Here is a 23,997-nt window from a genome sequence, read left to right on the forward strand (position 1 = left end):
TTCCTAGGCTCCTACCTCCCGCCAAGCTGTTGCGCGAGCATGTAGCCCGAGGCCGCACCGGTGCCGGCGCCAGGCCATGTCGCGGCGCCGGTGAGATGCAGCTTGCCGATCGGCGTGTTCCAGCCGGCAAAACCGCGCACTGGACGAAACAGGAAATTCTGCGCCAGATGGTGGCTGCCGCAGACCTGGTCGCCGCCGACGAGATTGGGGTTCTCGCGCTCGAGGTCGATGGGCGAGAACACCGCCCGGCCAAGGATCTTGTTTCTCAATCCCGGCGCGTAGGTCTCGATGATGTCGAGGACACGGCTGGCATAGACCTCCTTGACCTGGTCCCAATGCGCTGGCGCGATCTTGCCGGCGGCATCGCCGATGATCTCCGCTGGCAGCATGCGCACCTGGATCCACAGCACATGTTTACCCGCAGGCGCGCGCGATGGATCGACTGCGGTCGGCTGGCCGACGACCAGCACGGGCTCGTCGGGCAGCATGCCCGCCATCGCCTGCTGATAGGTGCGCGACATGGCGTCGAGCGACGGCGACAGATGCACATAGGCGAATTGCCGAAGTTCCGGGCTGGCGCGCCAGTCCGGCAGATCGTCCAGCGCCAGATGGATCATCATCGTGCCCGGTGCATGGCGGAATTTTTGCATCGCCGTGTCGAAGCCGGAATCGCCCGACCCGTTGGGCAGCAACCTGCCGGCCAGCGCCTTGGGCGCGACGCCGGCGATGACAGCCTTGGTGGCGGTATGCGTCTCACCGGAGGCGAGCCGCACGCCGGTCGCCTTGCCGGCGGAAACCGTGATCTCGGCCACCTCGGCGCCGGTGACGATCTTGCCGCCGGCTGATGTCACCATGCCCGACAGGGCGCGAATGATGGTATCGGCGCCGCCCTTGCCCAGCACCATGCCAAAATTCTGGTTGGCCATTGATTCCAGATAGGGGAACACAGCGCCGCCGGCGATGTCCGGCGCGAAGTCGAGATGCATGCCCCAGGTGGCGAGCGTTGCGCGCACATGCGCGGACTCGAAATTTTCCTCCAGCCAGGCGCGGGGCGAGGACAGCAGCAGCCGGCCGGTATCGAGCGCGCCGGCAATTCCCTTCTTGCGCCATAGGTTCCAGGCGGTGCCGGCAAGCGCGCGGGCACTCATCGGCGATCCCAGCAAACGGAACAGATGTTCGGCCTCGGCCGGGAAGGCGGCAACCAGCCTGCGCCACGTCGCGGCATCGGCGGCTGAGAAGGCTGCCATGCGCGACGCGGTTTTTTCCAGGTCGTTGCTGACGCCGAACCAGCGTCCGTCGGGGAAGGCGCTGGCGAAACAGTCGGCGACCGGCGCGAACTCCAGCCCTTGGCGGTTCAATTCATTTGCATATTTCCGGTGGAAGGCCGATCCGGCAAACAGGCTCAGATTCATCGCGCCGAAATCGTGACGGAAGCCGGAAAGGGTGAATTCGCGGGTCTGGACGGCGCCACCGATTGTTGCGCTGCGTTCGAAAACCCCGATTTTCCAGCCTTTCAGCGCCAAATGCGCGGCGCATGCCAGACTGTTGTGGCCTGCCCCGACAAAGATGGCGTCGAACTCGCTCACGCCCCGTTCCCATTTCCTTTATGCTTAAAGATAATTGCAGATGCATATGTTTTCGTCTAGTAGGATATTAAGGGCCGAGACGAGCCTTGATCATCATCACCAAAGAGGGAACAGAGACCATGGACACGCAAAAACTCCTCGGCGAAGTCGCCGGCCAGCTCCTTTCAGGCGCCATCAAGGTGGTCGATCTGTCGGCACCGCTTGGACCTGACACGCCGCTGATCAAGCTGCCGCCGGAACTCGCCGTCGACACGCCGAAGGTCGAAATCCACAACATCTCCCGCTATGACAAGAACGGCCCGTGGTGGGCGTGGAACTGGCTGAAGCTCGGCGAACATTCGGGCACGCATTTCGACGCGCCGCAGCACTGGATCTCCGGCAAGGATTATCCGGACGGCGCCACCGACACCATTCCGGCACAAAACTTCGTTGGCCCGGTCAATGTCATCGACTGCTCGAAGGAAGCCGCCGCCGACCACGACTTCCTGCTCACCGTCGACCACATCAAGGCGTGGGAAGCCAAGCATGGCGCGATCAATGCCGGCGAATGGGTGGTGATGCGCACCGACTGGTACAAGCGCAACGGCTCCGAAGCCGAGTTCCTCAACGCCAACGAGACCGGCCCGCACACGCCCGGCCCGACGGCTGAAGCCATCCAGTTCCTGATCAGCAAGGACATCAAGGGCTGGGGCAGCGAGACCATCGGCACCGATGCTGGCAAGGCCGGCGGCATGGAGCCGCCATTCCCCGCGCATACGCTGATGCACAAGGCCAACCGCTACGGGCTCGCCAGCCTGTGCAACCTCGACCAGTTGCCGCCGAAGGGCGCCATCCTGATCGCCGCACCGCTGAAGATCGAGCACGGCACCGGCAGCCCGATCCGCGCGCTGGCGCTTGTGTCGAAGCAATAGGGCGAGGTTGGGTCTTCGGGAGAAGATCATGCACGCAGGCGACACTGGAGTGATGGTACGGCAACCGTGCAGTGGTGGCGCTCTACGGCGCCCCCCTCTGTCCTGCCGGACATCTCCCCCACTTGGGGGGAGATTGCCAGCTTTGGCGCCTCGTTTATTCCTGCAACGTCGGCGATTGGCGAAAGCCGGCGTGACAATCAATCTCCCCCCTTGTGGGGGAGATGTCCGGCAGGACAGAGGGGGGCGCGAAAGAACGCTATCCTTCGCGATTGAGGTCTCTTTCCTGCAGTCCGGGAGCAACTGCCGATGAACGCGCCGGATCACATCATCGTCGGCAGCGGCATCAACGCGCTGGTCTGTGCGGCGATGCTCGGCGGCAAGGGCGCTGATGTGCTCGTGCTCGAGCGCAACGACCGCATTGGTGGCTGCATGCGCACCGAGGAGATCACCGCGCCCGGCTTCATCCATGACGTGATGGCGACGACCTTCGTGCTGTTCATCACCTCGCCGGCCTTTGCGGCACTTGGCGCCGACCTCGCCCGGCACGGGCTGGAGTTCTGCCACACCGGCACGCCGACCGGCGTGCTGCGGCCGGACGGCAGCCATGCCGTGCTCAGCACCGACCGCGCCGCCAACGTAGCGGCGCTCAACGCTATCGCGGCAGGCGATGGCGACCGGCATGGGGATGATGTCGGCGGTATCGAACGCAATGCCGGCCTGCTGTTCGGCCTGCTTGGCGGCAGTCTGTGGTCCTATCCGACAGCGAAGCTCTTGGCTGGTGACGCCTGGCGGCGTGGCCCGCGCGGCCTTGCCGCCTTTCTCGGCGAAGCGCTGGTGCCGGCGCGCGGCTGGCTGGAAAGCACCTACCAGTCCGAGACCGTCCGCGCGCTGTGGGCGCCCTGGGTGCTGCATGCCGGGCTCGGGCCCGAGGATGCGTTTTCCGGCCAGATCGCCAAGGTCATCGCCTTCGCGCTGGAAGCGGCGGGCGCGCCGATCGTAAAGGGTGGAGCGAAGAACCTTCTGTCAGCCTTCGAGGCGCTTATCACCGAGCGCGGCGGGGTTGTCTCCACCGAAGCGGACGTTGCCTCCATCATCCTGACTGGGGGCCGCGCCACCGGCGTGCGGCTGGCCTCGGGTGAAACGGTCAATGCGAAGAAGAGCGTCATTTGCTCGGTGACGCCGACCCAGCTTTATGGCCGGCTGCTCGGCAGCGAGGCTCCGAAGGACGACGTCGAGGCGGGACGAAAATACCGCTACGGCAAAGGCAACTTCCAGATCCATTATGCCCTCGACAAGCCGCCGGCATGGCGGGGCGAAGGCCTGGACAAGGTGGCACTCCTGCACCTGACGCCGGGGCTGGATGGCGTGTCGAAGGCCTGCAACGAGGCGGCGCGCGGCATGCTGCCGGAGGTGCCGACCATCTGCGTCGGCCAGCCGCACGCGCTCGATCCGTCGCGCTGCCCGCCGGGCAAGGCGATCCTGTGGCTGCAACTGCCCGAGGCGCCCCGGCATATCAGGGGCGACGCCGCCGGCAAGCTGCAGGCACCGGGCGACGGGCAATGGACCGAAGCGCTGCGCGAGGCCTATGCCGATCGCGCGGAAGAGATTCTCGCCAGCCATATCGATGGCTTCAAGGACAGCGTCATCGCGCGCCGCGCCTATTCGCCGGCCGATCTCGAAGCGATGAACATCAATCTGGTCGGCGGCGATCCTTACGGTGGCTCTTCGACCATCGACCAATCATTCCTGTGGCGGCCGTTCAAGACCAGCCGCAACCATCAGACCGGGATCAAAAACCTCTACCATATCGGCGCCTCGACCCATCCGGGCGCGGGTCTGGGCGGTGGCTCCGGCTTCCTCCTGGCGGGGAGGCTGTGATGGAGCAGAAGGTTGCCGAAAAGCGCCAGCGCATTTCGACCTTGGGGCAAATCGGCCTGCAGCAATTCGCGCCCTATCTGATGAACCGCATCATGGGCCGCTACAACGCCACCTTGCGCGACGATTTTCGCAAGCAGGGCCTGACCATCCCGCAGGTCCGCACGCTGGCGGTGCTGTCGGTCACGGACGGCATCACCGTCAACGACCTCTCGGTCTATACTGTGATCGAGCAGTCGACCTTGAGCCGGACGCTCGACACTCTGGAGGGCCAGGGCCTCGTGCGGCGCGAGCAAGGGGTCACCGACAGCCGCATCCGTCATGTCTTCCTGACCGACGACGGCCGCGCCGAGTTCACCCGCGCCTGGCCGGCCATGCATGACGCGTTCGAGGCGATGTTCAACGACATCGACGACGCCGAATATTCCGCGCTCATCGCTACGCTTTTGAAGATGCTCAAGAACATTCGCAAGCACGACATCTAGACCTACGCGCCGCCAGCTCCGGGCGGCAACGGAAGGGAGAAAGAAATGGCCGAACGGTCTTTTGCCAAGGAAGTCGAGAAACTACGGCTCGGCGCCGGCGAGGAATTTGCCGGCGAAGGCATTCTCGCCATCACCAAGGCGCTGCTGCAATGCGGCGTCGGCTATGTCGGTGGCTACCAGGGCGCGCCGATCAGCCATCTGATGGATGTGCTGGCCGATGCGCAGGACATTCTGGGCGAACTCGGCGTGCATTTCGAGGCCAGTGCTTCGGAAGCCACTGCCACCGCCATGCTCGCTGCCTCGGTGCACTACCCGATCCGTGGTGCCGCGACCTTCAAGTCGACCGTCGGCACCAATGTCGCCTCCGATGCGCTCGCCAACCTGGCGTCGGGCGGCGTCACCGGCGGCGCGCTGATCATTGTCGGCGAGGATTACGGCGAGGGCTCCTCGATCATGCAGGAGCGCAGTCACGCCTTCGCCATGAAGAGCCAGGTCTGGCTGCTCGACCCGCGCCCCAATTTGCCGTCGATCGTCAAGGCGGTGGAGGACGGTTTCGAGCTGTCCGAGATTTCCAACACGCCGGTCATGCTGCAGGTGCGCATCCGCTGCTGCCACGTCCATGGCCATTTCATCGCCAAGGACAACAAGCGGCCGCCGATGACGGTGGCCGATGCGCTCGACGCACCGCGCCGCGACACCGGCCGCATCGTGCTGCCGCCCGCCTCCTTCCTGCACGAGAAGGAGAAGGTGCAGAAGCGCTGGCCGGCAGCGGTGGAGTTCATCCGCAAGAACAAGATCAACGAATTCTTCGGATCGGACCACGGCTCGGTCGGCATCGTCATGCAGGGCGGCATGTACAATTCGGTCATCCGCGCGCTGCAGCGTCTCGGCCTTGCCGACACCTACGGCGACACCGATGTGCCGCTCTATGTGCTCAACGCCGTCTATCCCTTGATCGATGACGAGTTCCTGTCCTTCTGCGAGGGCAAGCAGTCCGTGCTGGTCGTCGAGGAGGGCCAACCCAACTACATCGAACAGGCCTTTGCGGCGATGCTGCACAAGGCCGGGCGCGGCGCCAGGCTGGTCGGCAAGGAGCATCTGCCGATGGCTGGTGAATACACCGGCCAGGTCATGCTCGACGGCATCGGCGCTTTCCTGCGCGCCGAAGCGCCGCATCTTTTGCCGGGCGAGGTGCGGGCGCCCAACAAGGTCGGCGACGGGGTCGACACAGCAGACCTGATCAACGTCGTGCCGGGCCGTCCGCCGGGCTTCTGTATAGGTTGTCCCGAGCGGCCGATCTTTGCCGCCACCAAGCTGGTCGAGCAGGAACTCGGCAAGCACCACATCGCGTCCGACATCGGCTGCCACCTGTTCTCGATCATGCCGCCTTTCGAGCTCGGCGCCACCACCATGGGCTACGGCCTGGGGCCAGCCTCGGCCTCGGCGTTCAATTCGCCCGATGCCAAGCGCCGCTCGATCTCCTTCGTCGGCGATGGCGGCTTCTGGCACAACGGCCTGACCTCCTCGATCGGCAATGCGGTGTTCAACAAGAATGACGGCGTCATCGTCATCGTCGACAATTTCTACTCGGCCGCCACCGGCGGGCAGGATATTCTCTCGTCGCGCGCCGGCAACAAGACCAAGTCGACCAAGCATCCGATCACCGAGGCGGTGAAAGGCATGGGCGTCAAATGGCTGCGCCATGTCGACCGCACCTATGATGTGACCAAGATGCAGGACACGCTGCGCGAGGCGCTGACCACCGATGAAAAGGGGCCCAAGGTCATCGTCGCCTCGTCCGAATGCATGCTGAACCGGCAGCGCCGCGAAAAGCCGCTGGTCGACAAGGCGATCAAGGGCGGCGAACGCGTCGTCAAGCCGAAGTTCGGCGTCGACGAGGACATCTGCACCGGCGACCACGCCTGCATGCGGCTGTCCGGCTGCCCATCGCTGTCGGTCAAGTCGCTCGACGATCCGCTGCGCGACGACCCGGTGGCGCATATCGACCAGAGCTGCGTCGGCTGCGGTAATTGTGGCGAGGTCGCCGATGCGGCGGTGCTCTGCCCGTCCTTCTACCGCGCCGACGTCGTGCACAATCCGAGCCGCTGGGACCGCTTCCTTGAAGCGGCGCGCCGCGCCACCATCAGTCTGTTGCAGCGCCGCCGCGAAAGCCGGCGCCTGACCTTCGCCGATGCTTGACGCTGTCCCGCCATTTCGTGCCGAGGGCGATGAGCGCGTCATCAAGCTCGCCGTGCTTGCCGTCGGCGGGCAGGGCGGCGGCGTGCTGGCCGACTGGATCACCGACGTCGCAGAGCGCAATGGCTACGTCGCGCAATCGACCTCGGTCGCCGGCGTCGCCCAGCGCACCGGCGCCACCATCTACTATGTCGAGATGGCCCGCGACACCGGCCGGCTGCCGGTCTTCGCGCTGTCGCCCTCGCAAGGCGATGTCGATATCCTGATCGCCGCCGAACTGATGGAAGCGGGTCGCGCTATCATCCGCGGCTTCGTCACGCCCGAACGCACCACGCTGATCACCTCCTCTCACCGCATCGCCGCCGTCTCGGAAAAGATCGAACCGGGCGACGGCCGCGCGTCCTCCTCGAAAGTGCACGCAACAGCGGAGGCAGCATCGAAGCGTTTCGTCGCCTTCGACATGGAGAAGATCGCCGCCGACAACGGCTCGATGATCTCGGCCAGCCTGCTTGGCGCGCTGGCCGGGTCCGACGCGCTGCCCTTTACCCGCGAGAGCTACGAACAGGCGATCGGTGCCGGTGGCCGGGGCGTGAAGGCCAGCCTCGCCGCCTTCGGCGCGGCGTTCGATCGTGCGCGTGGCACGGCGGCATCGGCGCCAAAAGCGGCAGAGCCAAGAATTGTCGAATCTGCCTTGGGCACTGGGCAGGTAAGTGGTCCGCAAAACCTGCTGCAAGGCTGGCAGGCCTTGGCCGCTCGTATCGATGCGATGCCCGTGGCAGTGCGCGACATGGCGCTGAGGGGCCTGAGAAAGGTCGTCGACTATCAGGATATCGCCTACGGGCGCGACTATCTCGACCGGCTGGACAAGGCCGTTGCGCTGGACGGTCCGGATCGCGGATATGGCCTGTCCATCGCTGCCGCAAAGCATCTCGCCAACGCCCTGTGCTACGACGACATGATCCGCGTCGCTGATCTCAAGACGCGTTCGACGCGCGACAAACGCGTGCGCCGCGAGGTCGGCGTCAAGGACGGGTCGATCCTGCAGGTGACCGAATATTTCCATCCGCGCATCGAGGAGTTCTGCGGGACGCTGCCGGCGGGGCTGGGCAGTTACATCGAGGGCCGGCCGAAGCTCGCCGCCTTTCTCGACCGCCGCATCAACCATGGCCGCCGCATCCGCACCGACAGTTTTGCCGGCTTTGCCGCGCTCTGGTTCATCGGCGGCCTGCGCCGCTGGCGCCGCCGCCTGCTGCGCCACAAGGTCGAGATGGCACACCTTGATCGCTGGTATGCGCTGGCGCTTGGTTATGTGCCGGTCGACTATGCGCTGGCCGTCGAGATTCTCAACTGCCGCCGGCTGATCAAGGGCTACAGCGACACCCATATCCGGGCGCAATCGAAATTCGACCGCGTGCTGTCGGCGCTCGACCTGGTCAAGGGCCGCACGGACGCCGCCGACTGGATCCGCCGCCTGCGCGAGATGGCGCTGAAGGACGAGAAGGGCGACATGCTGGACGGCGCGCTGAAGACCGTGGCGACGCTCAACGACAACGCCGCCCGCTGACGGACGTCATGACGCTCATTCGCCATTCAACCGTCACACGACAAGGTTCCGCATCGGCTTGATCGCGGCGGAATCCGGAAACACCTTGTCGCCGAGGATAGCTGTCGAAAGGCCGAACTGATCGGCGAGCAGCCCTTTCAGCACCGCCCTGACATCGCTGGTCGGCGCCAGGTCGCGTTGTTCGTAAAGCTGAGCCGGCTTCAATCCGGGCCAGTCGGCGATGACGCGACCACCCTTGATCGCGCCGCCGGCCAGCAGCACCACGGTACCGGTGCCGTGATCGGTGCCGACGGTGCCGTTGATCTGGGCCGTGCGTCCAAACTCGGTGATGACGACGATCGCCGTGTCCTTCCAGCGCTCGCCCAAGCCCTTCTCGAATTCCTCGAAGGCGCCGTCGAGACCGCCGAGCAAGGTGGCGAGCCGGCCGGTCGCACCGCCTTCATTGACATGCGTGTCCCAGCCATCGAAGGCAAGGGCGGCAACGCGCGGCCCGTCATCGGCCGCAATCAGCCTGGCGGCACCTTGTGCGGCTTGCCGCATCCCCGCCGCACTGTCGAGGCCACCCTTCGGTTTCATCGCCTTGGCGCCCATCCGGTCGTCGAGCGCCATCTTGTCGGCGTCAAGGCCCTTTTGCAGGGCCACCGCGAGAACCGGGTCGCGATGCCGGTAGAGATCGAGAACGCGTGCCGCGAGCCCATCGCCGGGTGCCGGCAGCGATTGCGGCGCCCAGCCAAGCACCGGTGCTGCCCCACGTATCACCAGCGGCGTCGACGGCCCGACGGCCAGCCCGCCAAGCGTTGCCACGCGGTCGCCCGCCGGCAGGCTTTCCAACGCCCGATTGAGCCAGCCTGTGGCGACGTGGCCGGGGCCGGCAAAGCCGCTCTCCAGCACATCCTGGCCATCGAAATGCGAGCGCTCGCGGTAGCCGGTCGCCGCCGCATGCACGACCGCCGCCTGGTTGCTCCTGAACAGCCGCGCAAACACCGGCATCGCCGGATTGAGCGCGAAGAAGCCGTCGAGCGGAAGCGCCGCATGCGGGCCGGCCAGCGACAAGGCGATGTCGCCATGCAGGCCGGCATAGTCGGGATCGCCGACCGGACCGACCGCCGACAGGCCGTCAAGCGCGCCGCGCAGCACGATGACGATCAGACGCGGATCGCGATTGTCGGCGGCACGGGCAAAGCGGGGCATGTAGGCCCAGGCAAACAGTGCGCCGCCGGTCATCAACACGGCGCGGCGGGAAGGATTGGGAACTTCGCACAGCAAGCTCATGACGTCGTCTCCACGGAAACTATCTGCGCTGGAATTCGGGAGCCATCAGCAGCAGCGCCAGCCCTTGCTGCTTGGATTCGGCCCGGGCGATCGCCTGCCGCGTCTCCGGTGAGGCGGCAGGGCCGATCAGCGCATCGAGCATGTCGTTGGGATTGCCGATGTCCTTGATCTGCCGTGCTGCCTGCCAGGCGATGTCGAGGCGGATCTTCATGCCTTCGGCCGATGCCCAGCCATCGGCACCGTCGGAAAAGCCGTTCGGCCCCGGCGGTTGCCACAGCGGCTCGCCCAGCGCGCCGAGCCAGCCGAGCGACTGATTGGGTTCGTTCTGAGGGCCCGGCCCCGCCGCCCTGCGGATGGCGGCAATGTAGTCGAAAGGCGAACGCATCTTCGTCAACGGCGTCGACCACGCCTCCGGCATGTCGACGAGAGCGCCCGCCAGCGCCCGCAGATTGCCGTCGGTCTTGGTGAAGACCTTGGCGAGGCGAGTGATCGCGGCCGGCGGGGGCGTGTCTGATATGAAATGGCGCGCCAGTTTGGTGGCGATGTGTTGCGCCGTCGCCGGATGGCGGGCGATATCGTTGAGTGCTGCCTCGGCCTGTCCCATGCCGCCGGCGGGATAGGTCTTGCCCAGCAGCACCGCGTCGCCGGGTTCATGCGCATTGGCGTTGAAGACGAAATTGCCGGGCTCGCCCAGACGCCCTTCGCGGCCGGCCATCATCCAGCCGGTGAGGATGCGCGCGAAGCTGGTGACATCGGCCTGGGTATAGCCGCTGCCGACGCCGAGCGTGTGCAATTCCAGGATTTCACGGGCGAGGTTTTCATTGAGCCCGCGCTTGCGGTTCTTGCCCGCACGCGAGTCCGGGCCGACCGACTGCTGGTTATCGAGATAGAACAGCATCGCCGGATGATGTTCCACCGCCAGCAGCATGTCGGCGAAGCGACCGAGTACGAAAGGGCGGATGGCTTCTCGCTCGAAGGCGCCGGCGCTGGCCCGAACGATGGTGTCCTTCGCCACCGAAACACAGAAATGGTTCGACCAGAAACAGACAAGGCGTTCGACGAAGCCGGCCTTCGCCCGAAGGGCCTTGTCGAAGCGCGCCTGGGCTTCCGACCGAAACAACGTCGCTTCGACCGGCGACACGGCGGCTTTGCCGGGAGGCGCGGGCGCCGGCATGGGTTGGGCGGGCATCGCTTGGGCGCTCGCCGTCGCTGGCTGCGCTGCCGCGGCGGCCATGCGCTCACGCTCGAGCTTGCGCTGGAAATTTGCCGCCATGCTGGCCTGGATGGCGGGCGTGCTGCCCAGCAAGCCGGCATAGGCCGGATCGTCGAGCGAGATCATGGCGATGTCGGCTTGCCGCAGTTCCGCCTTGAGATAACCGCGCGGGTCGCCAGCCAGCATCTCGCGGTCGCCGGGTCTCGCGCCAAGCCCGAAGCGGTTGAACGCGACCAGGGTCGGGTCTGGCGGCACGGGCACTTTAGTAGGGACAGCCATGTCAGCTCTCCATTGTTTGAGCCTCACGCATTTGACGCATGAGACCCGTTCGAGCCGCTTCGCGCATGTTCAACGGAGGTCGGGGAGGCCGGCACCGAGTGTCCGGCCCCCGCGCATTCTTACCAGCGATTCCAGCGGTGCCAGACATGGTGCCGATGCCAGCCATAGGCCGGGCCATGCCAATAGTAGTAACGAGGGTAGACCACCACACGGTTAGGGACGCAGCGTCCCCAGGGATTGGGATGCCATCCCGGTCCACAGCCCCAGGCGACATGCTCGACCAGCGCCGGCGCGGCCGCTCGATCAAGCGGCGCCATTGGCATCGCCGCGGATGCCGCAGCCGTCGCAACCGTTCCGGTCACGGCAAGAGCGGCGGTGAGCGCGTATTTTGTCAGATGAATCATGGCCATACTCCGAAAGTTTCCGAGGTTGAAAACCCGTTCGCACCGGACGGTCCGGCAGGTCCTGCCCTTCTCCTGTTAAACGGCGTCGTTGTCGGTTTCCGTCGGTCGTCACGGCGATTTTTTTGGCACCGCAGACGGTTGCGGCCCGGTGCGCCTTGCGAGCCCTTCCGCCAGCACGCGGCGCCCCTCGGCGGAGCTTGCCGCCGCGAACTCGACGATGCGCTGCTCCAGCCGCGCGCGCACGGTGACATCGGCATTGCGGGCCCGTTCCAGCGCCGCCGACAGCGCCGCCGTGTCGAGAACCGGCTGTTGCAGCAAGTCCGCTGCTTCACGTCTGGCTTGCTGGCCGTCGAGAATGACCTGACGGGAGTCACGGCGAACATCGCGCAACGCCTTGCGGAATACCGTGCGATCCTGCTCGGGAAGCCGGCCACCGGCCGCCTCCAGCGAGTAGCCCTGGCTCTTTCCGCTTCTCAGCCAGACCGCCCCGCCGGCAAGCGCCCCTGCCAGGAAGACGTTGAGCACCACCGACGCTACGACAAGGTTGCGGCTCATGGTCATAGGTCTTCCCCGATCGTGTCGCCGTCGGAGCCGGCATCGCCGAACGACGTCGCATTGGCATCCAGCACATAATGGTCAGGCTGGACCTCGGGCGTGACAATGGTCACCAAGGCCAATCCGGCGACGGCGCCGGCCAGGCCAATGCCGGCAAGCCCCAGCCCGAGCCACCAGAACCGCCGACGCCGGCGCTGGACGAGGCGCTGGCCGGCGGACTGCAGGATGGCGCCATGCAGGGCTTTGCCGGGGGCCTCGACGCGATAGCTGTTCAGCAGTCCGTCAAGTGTCCCGGCATGCCGCAAAATGGCCTGGCCAGCCTCGCTTGACGCAAAGGTCGCGCCGGTCGTCCGTTCGGCCTCAGGCCATCGCCGCAAGTCGCCGCCATAGGCTGCCGCCACGGCCGCAAAGCGCTTGGCATCCATTGCCGGTTCGTCCTTGGACCCTTCAGCCATGTGTCTTCCCCTTGCCCGTCGAAGCGTGCCCATGCGCCGGCGAAACGGCAGCAACCGGCCACCAGGCGGCGTCGGCAAGGCGCCGTGACTGCCGCGCGGTCATGCTTTCCCGGTTCTCACTCATCGGCGCCATCCCTGGTCAGGATCGCCTGCAGCGACCGCCGGCCGCGCGAAAGCAGGCTCTCCAGGGCGTCGACACTGATCTCCAAGATCGCTGCCGCCTCGATGTTGGACATCTCCTGATAGTAGACCAGAATGATCGCTTCGCGCTGGCGCGGCGCGATGCCTTGCAGCGCCTGTTCGACCCGAAGCGCGTCCTCTTGCGGATGGGCGTCGGGAAGTGCCGCGGGATCGACCATTTCCGGCAGGTCGTCGGTCACCCATTCGCGTCTGCGGCGCAGCCGGTCGTAACAGAGGTTCAGCGTCACCCGGTGGACCCAGCTGTCGAAGCGCGCATTGCCGCGCCGCCAGCTCGAGGCATGGCGCCAGATCCGCACGAAGGTTTCCTGCGCGACATCCTCGGCCTCCGCCGCATCGCCGAGCATGCGCACGGCAAGCGCCAGGATGCGCGGCAGTTTGCGCGCGACGAGCGCTTTCACGGCTGCCGGATCGCCGGCACCGACACCGCGAACCAGCTCCTCGTCCGGATCGGCGCTCATCAGCCGGCGCACTCCCGATGTTCATCGCGCGTCATTGCCTCTTGGTCATTGCTCCTGCTTGGGAGCGGTTTTGTGGCCCGGCAGTTCGTCGGCGCTCAGAACGCCGTCTCCATTCCTGTCCAGCTTGGCAAAGCGCTTGGCGAAGAAGGCATCGAGTTCGGCGCGGTCGATGAAGCCGTCATGGTTGGAATCGATGCGCGCGAAGGATTTGGCGGGGTCGCCCTTGACGTTGCGTTTGGCCTGAAAGGCTACCCATTCCAGCAGGCTGATCTTGCCGTCGCCGTCCGTGTCGGCAGCCATGATCGCCTTCTCGCGCCGCTTCTGGAATTTGGCCAGCGTGATGTCGGATTTTGCCGCCGGGGCAGCAGGTGCGGCTGTTGGCGGCGTGGAGGCAGGGGGTTGCGTCGTTGTCTGAGCGAGAGCTGCAATGGTCTGCAAACTCAAGGCAACGGCAAGTATCGAACGGCGGATCATGCTCTGCGTCTCCGGTTGGCGCGCTACCGACGGCCTGTGCCGCCATCACGCTTCAACCGTTAAACGCCGCGACGAAAGAAATCCGTCGGTCGCGCCGGCACATGTGATCTCGGTCCGCACCGGACGTGCCGCCACTCTCAACGAAACCGTGTCGGGCGAGCTATTCCGATTGGTCGGCCGCTACCAACTGGTCCGGCTTGAACGCCGCATGTTGCGGAGTCCAGTTCTCCCCCTCGCGGTTGAACCAATGGCACAGATACATGCCGGAAGCCGCGCCATCGCTCACCGTCATCCTGGGCCCTCCGGATTTCAGCTTGACGACGTCTCCGGTCTTGAAATTATTTGACATTTTCGACCTCCCGTTCTGAGGCTCCGAGTTTCACACCAAACCAGGGTTCCGACAATGGCAGATATGCTTCGCTGGCATCCGGACGATGGGCAATGTCGCGGCGCGCGAATATCCGCGGACACGCAATCGGCCTTAACCTTTTCGTAAATGTTTGGCCGCTACTTAGACACCAATGGCCTCGTGGCGGAGCGGCTACGCTGGAGACGGCAAATCTCTGAAGCCTCGGTTCGATCCCGAGGCGAGGCCTCCACTTCACCTACCTGTCGACAAAGTATCCAGCCGAGACAATCGACCTCGAAGCGAGGGGCCGGAAGCACTGGCTTCCAGCGACGGCGCATCGATTGTTCCCAGGAAAAAATGGTGCCGCTTAGGTGACTCGAACACCTGACCCCCGCATTACGAATGCGGTGCTCTACCAACTGAGCTAAAGCGGCCCAGGAGGCCAAGGCCTCCAAGATGCGGGGGTGATAGACTCAACCGGCCGCGAATTCAAGATGCGACTTGGCAATTCATGCAAGGTGTCATGCCGCCGTCGAAAACCGGCCGCCGCGTTGTTCGCGAACCGGTCGCGGCGCGGCGCCCCGGCATGGTTAGCGCCGCCTTGCGCGTGAAAACGGATGAAACATGCTGATTTCGTTGCCGGAACAGCGTCGCAATGGACTTTGCACACCCCAACAAGGCAGAATGCGCCGCTCGCCCGTTGATTGATTGGCCGCCTGCGGCTAACGATCATGGCAAGGTTGGGAAAACGTGCAGAGGGACCCACTTGGACGCGATCGAAAAAGCGATCCGGAACGCCTTCGAGAAAGGCAATGCCGAGGACCGCGCGTTCCGCGAAAGGGTCTATCGATCGGCTTTTGCCGCGCTCGACCGCGCGCTCCAGGCCAATCCTGACGTGACCGTTGAAGTCGCCATCAAGCGCCGCAAGGCGATACAGGCGAAAATCACCGAAATCGAATCCGAGTTCCTGCCGGCAGTGCCTGATATCGGCCCGCAGGGCGATGCACCGGCGGTCGAGCTTGGGGTGGGCGCGTCCCCCACGGTCGAGTCGGGTCAACAGCCGTCATCACCCGCCGTCGTCGTCGACGGGCCAGTGCAATCCGCCTCCGATGCGCCGCGCTCGGCCTCCGACGCGCCGCGCTCGCGTGTGCTGCCAGTCGTTCCCGACATCATGCCGGACGCCAGTCTTCCCGATGCGCCGGCCATCGACATGTCGGCTCCCGCCACGGCCGGCGCCGCGACGGAAGTGGCGCCCGACCGCGATGAACGGCGCATAAGGGGGCGTCGCCTGCCGCTGACCGCCATCTTCCTGACCGTGACGCTGCTTGCAGCGGTCGGCATAGGCCTGTTTTTCGCCGTGCAAACCGGCGTGTTCAAGACGCAGGCGCAGCTCGACACCGCCCCGCCCGAAGCGCCGCCGACCGTCAACGGCGACGATTTCACGCCGGCCAATGGCGACACCGGACCGGCAAAGCCCGGTGCCGCGGACCAGTCGCGCAACTGGATCAACGTGTTTTCGCCGACCGACGCGTCGCATGTCAGCGCCCCGTCGGATGCCAAGGCCGAGGTGATGAAGGACGATACCGGGTCGTTCCTGCGCATCCGTTCCGGCGCCTCCGGTTCGGCGATCAGCTTCGATGTCGGGCAAGGCGTGCTGGAGAAGCTCGCCGGCAAACATGCGATGTTCGACATCATTGCCCGCTCCGAAGAAGGCAAGGAGACGCAGATTTCCGTCGACTGCAATTTCGGCGAACTGGGGGACTGCGGCCGCAAGCGCTACGCGGTCGGCCAGCAGCGCAACGAATATCTGTTCGATGTGCAGTTTCCCAACAAGCACCCGGGCTCGGCCGGCACGATCGCCGTCAACTCCGACTTCGACAAGCAGGGCAAGGCCGCGGACATCTACGAGATTCGCGTCTCGGTCGAGCCGTAAGAATTGCGCTAGCGATCGAGCAGCGCCTGCAGCGTCTCGATGCGGTCGGCTTCGTTGGCCGGCTTGTCCCAGCGCAACCGTGAAATGCGAGGAAAGCGCATGGCGACGCCGGATTTGTGCCGGGTCGAGCGGTTGAGCCCTTCGAAGGCGACTTCCAGCACCAGGCCGTTGTCGCGGTCGGCGCGCACCGAGCGCACCGGTCCGAAGCGTTCGACCGTGTTGTCGCGGACATATTTGTCGATCTGCTTCAACTCCTCGTCGGTGAAGCCGAAATAGGCCTTGCCGACCGGCACCAGCTCCTCCTCGCCCTGCGGGCCGGACCAGACGCCGAATGTGTAGTCGGAGTAGAAGCTGGAGCGCTTGCCATGGCCGCGCTGCGCATACATCAGCACCGCGTCCACCGTGTGGGGATCGCGTTTCCATTTGAACCACGGGCCTTTCGGCCGGCCGGCGACATAGGGCGAGTCCCAGCGCTTCAGCATCACGCCCTCGATGATCGGATGCGGTGGCGCCCGGCGCAGTTCCTCCAGCGCCCGCCAATCCGCGAAGTCGACGAAGGGTGAAAGGTCGAAGCGGCTCGGGTCGAGCGTTGCGACAAAGGTTTCCAGGCGGCCGCGCCGGGCGCGAAACGGCAGCGCGCGCAGGTCCTCGTCGCCGATCTGCAGCACATCGTAGCAGCGCATAAAGGCCGGATACTGCTGCTGCATCTTCGGCGTCACCGTCTTGCGGTTCAGCCTTTGCTGCAAATCCGAGAAGGTGCCCGTCGCCTGCCGGGGATCGCCAACCAACAGCTCACCGTCCAGCGTTGCGGAAAAATGCATGGCGTCGGCGAGGTCGGGAAAGGCGCCGGAGACATCGTCGCCGGTGCGCGAATAGAGCCGGCGGATGCCGCCTTCGGCGACAGCCTGGACACGGATGCCGTCCCATTTCCATTCGGCCGCATAGTCCGCCGGGTCGAGCTTTTCGAGGTCGCCGTCGCCGACCGGGTTCGACAGCATCACCGGCCTGAACAGCGCCATCGCCGTGCTTTGTGGTTTTTCGGCCTTGCCTTCCAGCCATGCGAACAGCGCCGTGTAAGGCGGCGACAACCCGTGCCAAAGCTCTTCGATCTCGGCGACGTCGACCGTGCCGAAATCCGCCAGCGCCTGTTTGGCCAGCCGCGCCGACACGCCGATGCGCAGGCCACCGGTGACCAGCTTGATGATGGCAAAGCGCGCCGAGATGCCGGCGCTGTCGAGCAGATTCGCCAGCACCTTCGGTCCGTCGGAGCGGCTTGCCGCTTGTAATTTGGCCACGACCTCGCCAAGCGTCGGCTCGCGGTTCGGGATATTTCCGGGCGTTTGCGGCCAGACCAGCGACACCGTTTCGGCAAGATCGCCGACATAGTCGTAGGAATAGCCGAACAGCACCGGGTCCATGCGCTCGGTGACCAGGGTGCGCAGCATCGCCGGCTTGATCGCGGCTATGTTGAGATCGCCCGTGATGGCAGCCAGCGCCAGGCCACGGTCGGGATCCTCCACGGTGCGGAAATAGTCGGTCAGCAAGGTCAGCTTGCCGTTGCGCGACGGCGTCAGCACCAGGCGGTCGAGAAGCTCGGCGAAGCGGTTCATGAGGGTATGAGCCGTGCTGATGGCAGAGGTTTGCGTTCTGGCGCGCCCCCCTCTGTCCTGCCGGACATCTCCCCCTCAAGGGGGGAGATTGGCAGTTTCGCCGCCGGCTCCTTCTTTGCAACGCTGAAGATTTGCGAAAGCAAAAATGACATCCGATCTCCCTCCTTGAGGGGGAGATGTCCGGCAGGACAGAGGGGGGCGCCGTAGAGCGCTAGATCGGCCACAGGCGCCATCAATCGCCCTCATCCTCATAGCCCACCAGATGCAGTGGCCGGGCAGTGATGCCTTCGAGTTCGCACCAGCGCACCAGCGCTTCCTCGCGGCCATGCGTCACCCAAATTTCCTCGGCTCCGGTCTGCTTGACGGTGGCGGTCAGTTCGTCCCAGTCGGCGTGGTCCGAGATGATCAGCGGCAGTTCGACGCCGCCTTGCTTGGCGCGCTGGCGGATGCGCATCCAGCCTGAGGCGAAGCACGAGATCGGATCGGGAAAGCGTCGTGCCCAGCGGTCGGCGAAAGCCGACGGCGGACCGACAACGATCGCGCCCGCGAAATCTTGCCTGCCGCCCTCCACCGTTGCCGGTTCGAGGGTCCCGAGGTCGATGCCCTGGCTTTGATAATACTCACTGAGTTTTGTCAGCGCGCCATGGATGTAGATCGGCCTCTCGTAACCGGCGTCGCGCAACAGCCGCATCACCCGCTGCGCCTTGCCAAGCGCATAGGCGCCGACCAGATGCGAGCGTTCGGGAAACTGCGCCGCCGATTTCAGCAGGCGGGCGATCTCTCCGGTGTCGGGTGGGTGGCGGAATACCGGCAGGCCGAAGGTCGCCTCGGTGATGAACACGTCGCAGGCCACCGGCTCGAACGGCCGACAGGTCGCGTCCCTCTGCCGCTTGTAGTCGCCGGAAGCGACGATGCGCGTGCCCTGGTGCTCGACGGCGATCTGCGCCGAGCCCAGCACATGGCCGGCCGGATGGAAGCTGACGTTCACACCGTTGAGGGCAATCGTCTCGCCGAGCGTTGCCGCTTGCGTCGTGTCGGCAAAATGTTCGCCATAGCGCAGGCCCATGATGTCGAGCGTCTGCTGCGTTGCCAGCACCGAGCGGTGGCCGGAACGCGCATGGTCGGAATGGCCGTGCGTGATCAGCGCCCGGTTCACCGGCCGCACCGGGTCGATGAAGAAGTCGCCCGGCGGGCAATAAAGGCCCTCGGGCCGGGGATGAAGCAGGTCGCTGGCGCGCATGATCCCAAGATAGGATATAATTCCGCCGCGGGAAGCCTGTTGTAAGTCACTGCTGACTCCCGCATACAGCAGCGCCGGCTCCAGCCGCCGGCAGGACCCATCGCCATGAAACCGCTCCAGGCCTCGTCCGGCGACTTGAACGTCGATCGCCGCGCCGATTATGCCGAGATGCTTCATGCGGATGGCGACCATGCGGCGGCGGCGGAATTGCTGCTCGGCGCGCTGGAACTGACGCCGCAATGGGCGATGGGCTGGTTCCGCCTCGGCGAAATGCAGCAGGCGGCGGGTGCGCCGGACCTCGCCGCGCAGGCATGGACGATGTCGCTGCAACTCGATCCGACGGATCGCCAAGGTGCCGCACTGAACCTGCAACTGATGGGCAAGGCGCCGGAGTCCGGCACGCTGCCCAGTACCTTCGTCGAGACCCTGTTCGATCACTATGCCGACAGCTTCGATGAATCACTGGTCGATGGATTGGGTTACCGGCTGCCTGAGCTGCTCGCCCAGGCCATTCGAACGGCAAGGCCGGACCGCTTCCCGCTGGCGCTCGATCTCGGCTGCGGAACCGGGTTGATGGGGCAAAGGCTGCGGCCGATCGTCGATCGGCTGGAGGGATATGACATTTCGGCCAGGATGCTGAAGCAGGCGCGGGCCAAAGGCATCTACGATGTCCTCGGCAAGGCCGATCTGCGCGATTTTTCCTACACCGGCCCGAAAGCCGGCCTGGTGACGGTGGCCGATGTCTTCATCTACATCGGCGCGCTCGACGGCGTGGTGAAGACGGTCGCCGGCTTGCTTGCCGGCGATGGCCTGTTTGCCTTTTCCGTCGAGAGCTTGGCCGGCGATGGTGATTTTGTGTTGCAGCCATCGCGCCGCTATGCGCATTCGCAACACTATGTGCGTGAAAACCTGTCTGCCCACGGGTTTTCGATCCTGTCGCTGGAAACAACCGTGATCCGGCAGGACCGCCGGGAGCCCGTCAACGGGTTGGTCGTTGTGGCAGGCAAGCTGCCGGCGGTTTGAGGCGGCAATTTATCCGTGCTGCGAAAAAGTCTGATTTGCATGCGCGACTGATATTTGCGATCTGGTCGCATCAGGTGGATATCGCGAGGAGCATAGTCGATGCGCTGGAACATGATTGTCTTGGCATCTTGCCTGGTGGCCGCCGGCTGCGCGGGCAGTTCTCTGGCCGAGAGGCAGGACGCCGACATCCAGTCCTCCCTGCAGTATGACACCGTGCCCTGCAACCAGTTGCTGGCGCGGCGCAATGGACTGGCGCAGCAATACCATTTGTCGGCGCAGGCCAAGCCGAAATTCTCCAATCCGGCGATGGGCTTCGGTCCGTTCATTCCCGACATGCGCTCCAAGGCCGAGCGCGACACCGACAAGGCGACCGGCGAGATGGATGCCATGAACCGGTCGATTGATCGCCGTGCCTGCGGCCAGCCGCGGAAGAAGCTTTCACTCGGGGGCTGACCGGTTTTCGCACCACGATGCCGAACGCGAGGAAGCTCGTGCCCCCTCTGAGATCTGCTAATACCCCGCTTTGCGATCGACCAGATTCTGCAACGGCTCGCCGCGTTCAAAAGCGTCCATCTGGCGCAGCATGATCGGCGCCAGGTGGACAGGGTCGGAGGTCGCCGCCGCGTGCGGCGTCACGAACACTTTCGGATGCCCCCAAAGCGGGCTGGTCTTCGGCAGCGGTTCGACTTCGAACACGTCAAGGCTTGCCTCCTTCAAGGTGCCGTCGTCTAGCGCGCGCACGATGTCGGCGTCCTTCTGCAGGCGGCCGCGTCCGGCATTGATCAACACCGAGCCGCCGAGACCGTTGCGTTTCCTCAGTTCCTTCAGAACGCCGTAATTGATGATGCCATTTGTGTCTGGCGTCAGCGGCAAAAGCACGACCAGAATATCGGTCGCCTTGAGGAACGGGATCAGTCCGGCCTCGCCGGAATAGGTTGCAACGCCCTTCATCGGCCGCTCGCTGCGTGACCAGCCATTGACGGCAAAGCCGAGCGACAACAGCACCGAGGCCGCGGCGCGGCCGAGATTGCCGAGCCCCATGATGCCGACCGAAATGTCGGTGGCCGGCCGTTGCTGCGGCTCGTGCCAGATCTTCTTCGGCTGCTGCGACCGGTAGAGCAGGCCGTGGCGGTGATGGTCGAGCACCCGCCAGACGACATATTCGGTCATGTACTGGGTGAGGTTGTCAGCGACCACCTTGACGATAGGCACGTCGGGCAGGCCTGGATCGGCGAAGATATGGTCGACGCCGGCGCCGATCGAGAAGATGGCGCGCAGATTGGGCAGCGACGCCAGAATGTTCGGCTTCTGCTTCCACACCACCGCATAGGTGATCGAAGGGTCGCTGGCGCCGTCCGGCTCGAGCACCACCTCGCGCTCGGCCGACAGCAGGTCGCGCCAGCGCTGTGGATGAAAGCCGGTGACGGCAAGCAGGATGCGGCCTTTTTCCATGAATGGAGTTTCCCTGTTATGCGTGCCCGTTGTCCAGGCTATTCGCTGACGATGCCGACCGGCGCCGTCTCTATCTTGAAGGCGGCCGAGATCAGCGCCCGAGTATAGTCGGTTTGCGGATTTTCAAAAATCTGCTCGGAAGACCCGGCTTCGACGATCCTGCCATTGCGCATGACGATGACGTCGTTGGCCAGCGCTCGGATGACCTTGAGGTCGTGGCTGATGAACAGATAGGCAAGGTCGTGCTTGGCCTGCAGGCTGCGCAGCAGGTCGACGACCTGCGCCTGCACGCTCATGTCGAGCGCCGATGTCGGCTCGTCGAGCATGACGAAGCGCGGGTTGAGCACCATGGCGCGCGCTATGGCGACACGCTGGCGCTGGCCGCCGGAGAACTCGTGGGGGTAGCGGTTGCGGGTCGCCGGATCGAGCCCGACTTCCTTCAGCACGGCGGCCACTTTGTCGTCGCGCTGGTCGGGCGACAGTTTCGGCTCGTGGATCTTCAGCCCTTCCTCGATGATCTCGGCGATCGACATGCGCGGGCTGAGCGAGCCGAACGGATCCTGGAAGACGATCTGCAATTCCCGCCTGAGCGGCCGCATGGCGTTGAACGACAGCTGGTTGATGTCGCGCCCGTTGAACTGGATGGTCCCGGTCGACGAGATCATCCGCGCCAGCGCCAGGCCGAGCGTCGTCTTGCCCGAGCCGGATTCGCCGACCACGCCGAGCGTCTGCCCGGCGCGTACGGTGATATCGATGCCGTCGACCGCCTTCACATTGTCGACGGTACGGCGGAAGAAGCCCTGCTTGATCGGAAACCAGACCTTGATGTCCTTGCCGGTCATCACCGGCTTGGCCGCGGCATTGGCCGCCGGCGGCTTGCCCTTAGGCTCGGCGGCCAGCAGATGCCTTGTATAGGCGTGCTGCGGATTGGCGAAGATCTCCTTGGTCAGCCCGGTCTCGACGATCTTGCCCTTGGTCATCACGCAGACCCGGTCGGCGATCTTGCGCACGATGCCGAGATCGTGGGTGATGAACAGCATCGACATGCCCTTGCGGCTCTTCAAGCCGGCCAGCAGTTCGAGGATCTGCGCCTGCACGGTGACGTCGAGCGCCGTCGTCGGCTCGTCGGCGATCAGCAGTTCCGGTTCATTGGCCAGCGCCATGGCGATCATGACGCGCTGGCGCTGACCACCGGACAGCTGGTGCGGATAGGCGTCGAGCCGCTTCTGCGGATCGCGGATGCCGACCTCGTTGAGCAGCGCCAGCGTGCGCGCCTTGGCCGGACGGTCGGCCATGCCCTGGTGCAGCTTCAGGATCTCGACGATCTGCTGCTCGATCGTGTGCAGCGGATTGAGCGAGGTCATCGGCTCCTGGAAGATCATGGTGATCTTGTTGCCGCGCACTTGCCGCAACTGCTTCTCGCTCATGGCAAGCAGGTCGGCGCCCTGGAACAGGATCTTGCCCGATGGGTGGCTGGCGCTCGGATAGGGCAGCAGCTTCAGCACCGACAGCGCCGAGACGGATTTGCCGGAGCCGGATTCGCCGACCAGCGCCACCGTCTCACCCTTGGCGATATCGAACGAGATGTGGTCGACCGCCATGGACTGGCCGCCGCCCTGATTGAAGGCGACGCTGAGGTCGCGAACGGAGAGCAAAGAAGCAGTCATGCATCAATTTCCGCTATGACTTTATCAAGGGCGGAAATCTCCGGTCGTATGATCGAAATTTGCGCTGTCAATTGGGGAGGGACAAGTCGATTTGGTGTGACGGAATAGGCATCCTTCAATCTGGTGTCGGCGGTCAGAAATTGTGTGCACCCGAAATGCATCGCCGTCGAAAGATGAATAGCATCCGGCAGCCTGAGAGAAATGAATTGCGAGCGAAGCTGTGCTGCGTGCCAGAGAACCTCGCGAGTTACCGTCCCAATCGAGACAAAGGCGTTACCAACCGAGATATTGTCATAGAGTTCAACAAGCGGCTCATTGCTCTTTTTCAGAGGATCAACCATCAACTCTGCCAGCACGAGTTCGCTGGTCGCGAGGAAAGGCTGCTTTCTGCCCTCGTTCAGTGAAATCAGCTGAAGCAGTTTTTTTGCCAGAGCATCGTTATTTTCGAAAGCGTAGATGAAAATGTTCGTATCGACGTAAAGCCGGAAGGCGGCCATCAATCCTCCCACTCATCACGGAGGGCACGAACACGCGCAACAGCCTCTTCGAGACTTGTTCCCGCCGCGTTGGCCTGTGCATTCCGCATAAGTTCAAGCAATTGTTTGTGGCCGAGAGGCCGTTTGGCTTCCTCTTCTACCGTCACCTTAACCGAGGCACTCAAAGCTATACCCTCCCGCAGTTCATCCGGGAGTTTGGATGCAGGGTAATGCTCAAGGATGACCTTATTCACAACTCTGTCCTTTCGTGGGTACGATATGAGGACCTGCCGCTGGTGATCCGCCACTGACCATGGCC

23 protein-coding genes and 1 tRNA gene are annotated in these 23,997 nt (G+C 64.6%); 8 read left to right on the forward strand and 16 right to left on the reverse strand.

The window, feature by feature from the left end; genetic code table 11:
• Positions 1-11: 11 nt before the first annotated feature.
• Positions 12-1,586: a phytoene desaturase family protein gene (locus BPNPMPFG_RS26525; protein ID WP_258591556.1), complete on the reverse strand. Its 1,575-nt coding sequence runs from the start codon at positions 1,584-1,586 to the stop codon at positions 12-14.
• A 119-nt stretch (positions 1,587-1,705) separates the two neighbouring features.
• On the opposite strand from BPNPMPFG_RS26525, the gene BPNPMPFG_RS26530 reads away from it, so the two are divergent.
• The 5 genes from BPNPMPFG_RS26530 (at position 1,706) to BPNPMPFG_RS26550 (ending at position 8,617) form a co-directional block, all read left to right on the forward strand.
• Complete coding sequence (locus BPNPMPFG_RS26530) at positions 1,706-2,497, forward strand: cyclase family protein (RefSeq protein WP_227349187.1); 792 nt, start codon at positions 1,706-1,708, stop codon at positions 2,495-2,497.
• Positions 2,498-2,803: 306 nt separating this feature from the next.
• Positions 2,804-4,375 (forward strand): phytoene desaturase family protein, encoded by a 1,572-nt coding sequence (locus tag BPNPMPFG_RS26535; protein WP_258591557.1) that lies wholly within the window; start codon positions 2,804-2,806, stop codon positions 4,373-4,375.
• Complete coding sequence (locus BPNPMPFG_RS26540; RefSeq protein ID WP_095082552.1) at positions 4,375-4,857, forward strand: MarR family winged helix-turn-helix transcriptional regulator; 483 nt, start codon at positions 4,375-4,377, stop codon at positions 4,855-4,857. Before BPNPMPFG_RS26535 ends, BPNPMPFG_RS26540 begins: the two co-directional genes overlap by 1 nt.
• A 45-nt stretch (positions 4,858-4,902) precedes the next feature.
• Complete coding sequence (locus BPNPMPFG_RS26545) at positions 4,903-7,056, forward strand: indolepyruvate ferredoxin oxidoreductase subunit alpha (protein ID WP_258591558.1); 2,154 nt, start codon at positions 4,903-4,905, stop codon at positions 7,054-7,056.
• On the forward strand, positions 7,049-8,617 hold the full coding sequence (locus BPNPMPFG_RS26550; protein WP_258591559.1) for an indolepyruvate oxidoreductase subunit beta family protein: 1,569 nt from the start codon (positions 7,049-7,051) through the stop codon (positions 8,615-8,617). The genes BPNPMPFG_RS26545 and BPNPMPFG_RS26550 overlap by 8 nt, the downstream gene beginning before the upstream one ends.
• 33 nt (positions 8,618-8,650) lie before the next feature.
• Here BPNPMPFG_RS26550 and BPNPMPFG_RS26555 read toward each other — a convergent pair whose 3' ends face one another.
• The 9 genes from BPNPMPFG_RS26555 to BPNPMPFG_RS26595 all read right to left on the reverse strand — a co-directional run bounded on the left by BPNPMPFG_RS26555 (position 8,651) and on the right by BPNPMPFG_RS26595 (position 14,711).
• On the reverse strand, positions 8,651-9,889 hold the full coding sequence (locus BPNPMPFG_RS26555; protein ID WP_258591560.1) for a DUF1501 domain-containing protein: 1,239 nt from the start codon (positions 9,887-9,889) through the stop codon (positions 8,651-8,653).
• 19 nt (positions 9,890-9,908) lie between these two features.
• Positions 9,909-11,381, reverse strand: coding sequence for a DUF1800 domain-containing protein (locus BPNPMPFG_RS26560; RefSeq protein WP_258591561.1), 1,473 nt, complete (start codon positions 11,379-11,381; stop codon positions 9,909-9,911).
• 119 nt (positions 11,382-11,500) lie between these two features.
• Positions 11,501-11,785 carry a GCG_CRPN prefix-to-repeats domain-containing protein gene (locus BPNPMPFG_RS26565; protein ID WP_258591562.1) on the reverse strand — a complete coding sequence of 95 codons (285 nt, stop codon included), beginning with the start codon at positions 11,783-11,785 and terminating at the stop codon, positions 11,501-11,503.
• Positions 11,786-11,893: 108 nt separating this feature from the next.
• A complete protein-coding gene (locus BPNPMPFG_RS26570; protein WP_258591563.1) occupies positions 11,894-12,346 on the reverse strand; it encodes a periplasmic heavy metal sensor in 453 nt (150 codons plus the stop codon).
• Positions 12,343-12,795: a hypothetical protein gene (locus BPNPMPFG_RS26575; RefSeq protein WP_258591564.1), complete on the reverse strand. Its 453-nt coding sequence runs from the start codon at positions 12,793-12,795 to the stop codon at positions 12,343-12,345. Before BPNPMPFG_RS26575 ends, BPNPMPFG_RS26570 begins: the two co-directional genes overlap by 4 nt.
• A gap of 116 nt (positions 12,796-12,911) precedes the next feature.
• Positions 12,912-13,454 (reverse strand): RNA polymerase sigma factor, encoded by a 543-nt coding sequence (locus BPNPMPFG_RS26580; RefSeq protein WP_258591565.1) that lies wholly within the window; start codon positions 13,452-13,454, stop codon positions 12,912-12,914.
• Between the two features lie 45 nt (positions 13,455-13,499).
• A complete protein-coding gene (locus BPNPMPFG_RS26585; RefSeq protein ID WP_258591566.1) occupies positions 13,500-13,928 on the reverse strand; it encodes an EF-hand domain-containing protein in 429 nt (142 codons plus the stop codon).
• Positions 13,929-14,088: 160 nt separating this feature from the next.
• Positions 14,089-14,277: a YodC family protein gene (locus tag BPNPMPFG_RS26590; protein WP_258591567.1), complete on the reverse strand. Its 189-nt coding sequence runs from the start codon at positions 14,275-14,277 to the stop codon at positions 14,089-14,091.
• A 358-nt stretch (positions 14,278-14,635) separates the two neighbouring features.
• Positions 14,636-14,711 (reverse strand) — tRNA-Thr (locus tag BPNPMPFG_RS26595).
• Positions 14,712-15,043: 332 nt separating this feature from the next.
• On the opposite strand from BPNPMPFG_RS26595, the gene BPNPMPFG_RS26600 reads away from it, so the two are divergent.
• A complete protein-coding gene (locus BPNPMPFG_RS26600) occupies positions 15,044-16,210 on the forward strand; it encodes a hypothetical protein (protein WP_258591568.1) in 1,167 nt (388 codons plus the stop codon).
• 8 nt (positions 16,211-16,218) lie between these two features.
• Here the strand turns inward: BPNPMPFG_RS26600 and BPNPMPFG_RS26605 are convergent, their stop codons facing one another.
• Positions 16,219-17,820 carry a cisplatin damage response ATP-dependent DNA ligase gene (locus BPNPMPFG_RS26605; protein WP_258591569.1) on the reverse strand — a complete coding sequence of 534 codons (1,602 nt, stop codon included), beginning with the start codon at positions 17,818-17,820 and terminating at the stop codon, positions 16,219-16,221.
• A 232-nt stretch (positions 17,821-18,052) separates the two neighbouring features.
• Entirely contained in the window at positions 18,053-19,060 is a 1,008-nt protein-coding gene (locus tag BPNPMPFG_RS26610; RefSeq protein WP_258591570.1) for a ligase-associated DNA damage response exonuclease, read from the reverse strand.
• 105 nt (positions 19,061-19,165) lie between these two features.
• Between BPNPMPFG_RS26610 and BPNPMPFG_RS26615 the strand changes: the two genes are divergently transcribed.
• Positions 19,166-20,083, forward strand: coding sequence for a class I SAM-dependent DNA methyltransferase (locus BPNPMPFG_RS26615; RefSeq protein ID WP_258591571.1), 918 nt, complete (start codon positions 19,166-19,168; stop codon positions 20,081-20,083).
• A 99-nt stretch (positions 20,084-20,182) separates the two neighbouring features.
• Positions 20,183-20,536 carry a hypothetical protein gene (locus tag BPNPMPFG_RS26620; RefSeq protein WP_258591572.1) on the forward strand — a complete coding sequence of 118 codons (354 nt, stop codon included), beginning with the start codon at positions 20,183-20,185 and terminating at the stop codon, positions 20,534-20,536.
• Between the two features lie 57 nt (positions 20,537-20,593).
• Here BPNPMPFG_RS26620 and BPNPMPFG_RS26625 read toward each other — a convergent pair whose 3' ends face one another.
• The 4 genes from BPNPMPFG_RS26625 to BPNPMPFG_RS26640 are packed head-to-tail and all read right to left on the reverse strand — an operon-like array spanning position 20,594 to position 23,932.
• Positions 20,594-21,535: a 2-hydroxyacid dehydrogenase gene (locus BPNPMPFG_RS26625; RefSeq protein ID WP_258591573.1), complete on the reverse strand. Its 942-nt coding sequence runs from the start codon at positions 21,533-21,535 to the stop codon at positions 20,594-20,596.
• A 38-nt stretch (positions 21,536-21,573) separates the two neighbouring features.
• Positions 21,574-23,202 carry an ABC transporter ATP-binding protein gene (locus tag BPNPMPFG_RS26630; protein ID WP_258591574.1) on the reverse strand — a complete coding sequence of 543 codons (1,629 nt, stop codon included), beginning with the start codon at positions 23,200-23,202 and terminating at the stop codon, positions 21,574-21,576.
• Positions 23,199-23,699: a type II toxin-antitoxin system VapC family toxin gene (locus BPNPMPFG_RS26635; RefSeq protein WP_258591575.1), complete on the reverse strand. Its 501-nt coding sequence runs from the start codon at positions 23,697-23,699 to the stop codon at positions 23,199-23,201. Before BPNPMPFG_RS26635 ends, BPNPMPFG_RS26630 begins: the two co-directional genes overlap by 4 nt.
• A complete protein-coding gene (locus BPNPMPFG_RS26640; protein WP_258591576.1) occupies positions 23,699-23,932 on the reverse strand; it encodes a hypothetical protein in 234 nt (77 codons plus the stop codon). Before BPNPMPFG_RS26640 ends, BPNPMPFG_RS26635 begins: the two co-directional genes overlap by 1 nt.
• Positions 23,933-23,997: the final 65 nt, after the last annotated feature.

Origin of the sequence: Mesorhizobium sp. AR07, assembly GCF_024746815.1 — a bacterium.
In the GTDB taxonomy this organism is placed as follows: domain Bacteria; phylum Pseudomonadota; class Alphaproteobacteria; order Rhizobiales; family Rhizobiaceae; genus Mesorhizobium.

Bases quoted from the DNA above. Each gene is read 5' to 3' on its own strand.
- BPNPMPFG_RS26530 (WP_227349187.1), top strand. From the start codon at position 1,706: ATGGACACGCAAAAACTCCTCGGCGAAGTCGCCGGCCAGCTCCTTTCA.
- BPNPMPFG_RS26535 (WP_258591557.1), top strand. From the start codon at position 2,804: ATGAACGCGCCGGATCACATCATCGTCGGCAGCGGCATCAACGCGCTG.
- BPNPMPFG_RS26540 (WP_095082552.1), top strand. From the start codon at position 4,375: ATGGAGCAGAAGGTTGCCGAAAAGCGCCAGCGCATTTCGACCTTGGGG.
- BPNPMPFG_RS26545 (WP_258591558.1), top strand. From the start codon at position 4,903: ATGGCCGAACGGTCTTTTGCCAAGGAAGTCGAGAAACTACGGCTCGGC.
- BPNPMPFG_RS26550 (WP_258591559.1), top strand. From the start codon at position 7,049: ATGCTTGACGCTGTCCCGCCATTTCGTGCCGAGGGCGATGAGCGCGTC.
- BPNPMPFG_RS26555 (WP_258591560.1), bottom strand. From the start codon at position 9,889: ATGAGCTTGCTGTGCGAAGTTCCCAATCCTTCCCGCCGCGCCGTGTTG.
- BPNPMPFG_RS26560 (WP_258591561.1), bottom strand. From the start codon at position 11,381: ATGGCTGTCCCTACTAAAGTGCCCGTGCCGCCAGACCCGACCCTGGTC.
- BPNPMPFG_RS26565 (WP_258591562.1), bottom strand. From the start codon at position 11,785: ATGATTCATCTGACAAAATACGCGCTCACCGCCGCTCTTGCCGTGACC.
- BPNPMPFG_RS26570 (WP_258591563.1), bottom strand. From the start codon at position 12,346: ATGACCATGAGCCGCAACCTTGTCGTAGCGTCGGTGGTGCTCAACGTC.
- BPNPMPFG_RS26575 (WP_258591564.1), bottom strand. From the start codon at position 12,795: ATGGCTGAAGGGTCCAAGGACGAACCGGCAATGGATGCCAAGCGCTTT.
- BPNPMPFG_RS26580 (WP_258591565.1), bottom strand. From the start codon at position 13,454: ATGAGCGCCGATCCGGACGAGGAGCTGGTTCGCGGTGTCGGTGCCGGC.
- BPNPMPFG_RS26585 (WP_258591566.1), bottom strand. From the start codon at position 13,928: ATGATCCGCCGTTCGATACTTGCCGTTGCCTTGAGTTTGCAGACCATT.
- BPNPMPFG_RS26590 (WP_258591567.1), bottom strand. From the start codon at position 14,277: ATGTCAAATAATTTCAAGACCGGAGACGTCGTCAAGCTGAAATCCGGA.
- BPNPMPFG_RS26605 (WP_258591569.1), bottom strand. From the start codon at position 17,820: ATGAACCGCTTCGCCGAGCTTCTCGACCGCCTGGTGCTGACGCCGTCG.
- BPNPMPFG_RS26610 (WP_258591570.1), bottom strand. From the start codon at position 19,060: ATGCGCGCCAGCGACCTGCTTCATCCCCGGCCCGAGGGCCTTTATTGC.
- BPNPMPFG_RS26615 (WP_258591571.1), top strand. From the start codon at position 19,166: ATGAAACCGCTCCAGGCCTCGTCCGGCGACTTGAACGTCGATCGCCGC.
- BPNPMPFG_RS26620 (WP_258591572.1), top strand. From the start codon at position 20,183: ATGCGCTGGAACATGATTGTCTTGGCATCTTGCCTGGTGGCCGCCGGC.
- BPNPMPFG_RS26625 (WP_258591573.1), bottom strand. From the start codon at position 21,535: ATGGAAAAAGGCCGCATCCTGCTTGCCGTCACCGGCTTTCATCCACAG.
- BPNPMPFG_RS26630 (WP_258591574.1), bottom strand. From the start codon at position 23,202: ATGACTGCTTCTTTGCTCTCCGTTCGCGACCTCAGCGTCGCCTTCAAT.
- BPNPMPFG_RS26635 (WP_258591575.1), bottom strand. From the start codon at position 23,699: ATGGCCGCCTTCCGGCTTTACGTCGATACGAACATTTTCATCTACGCT.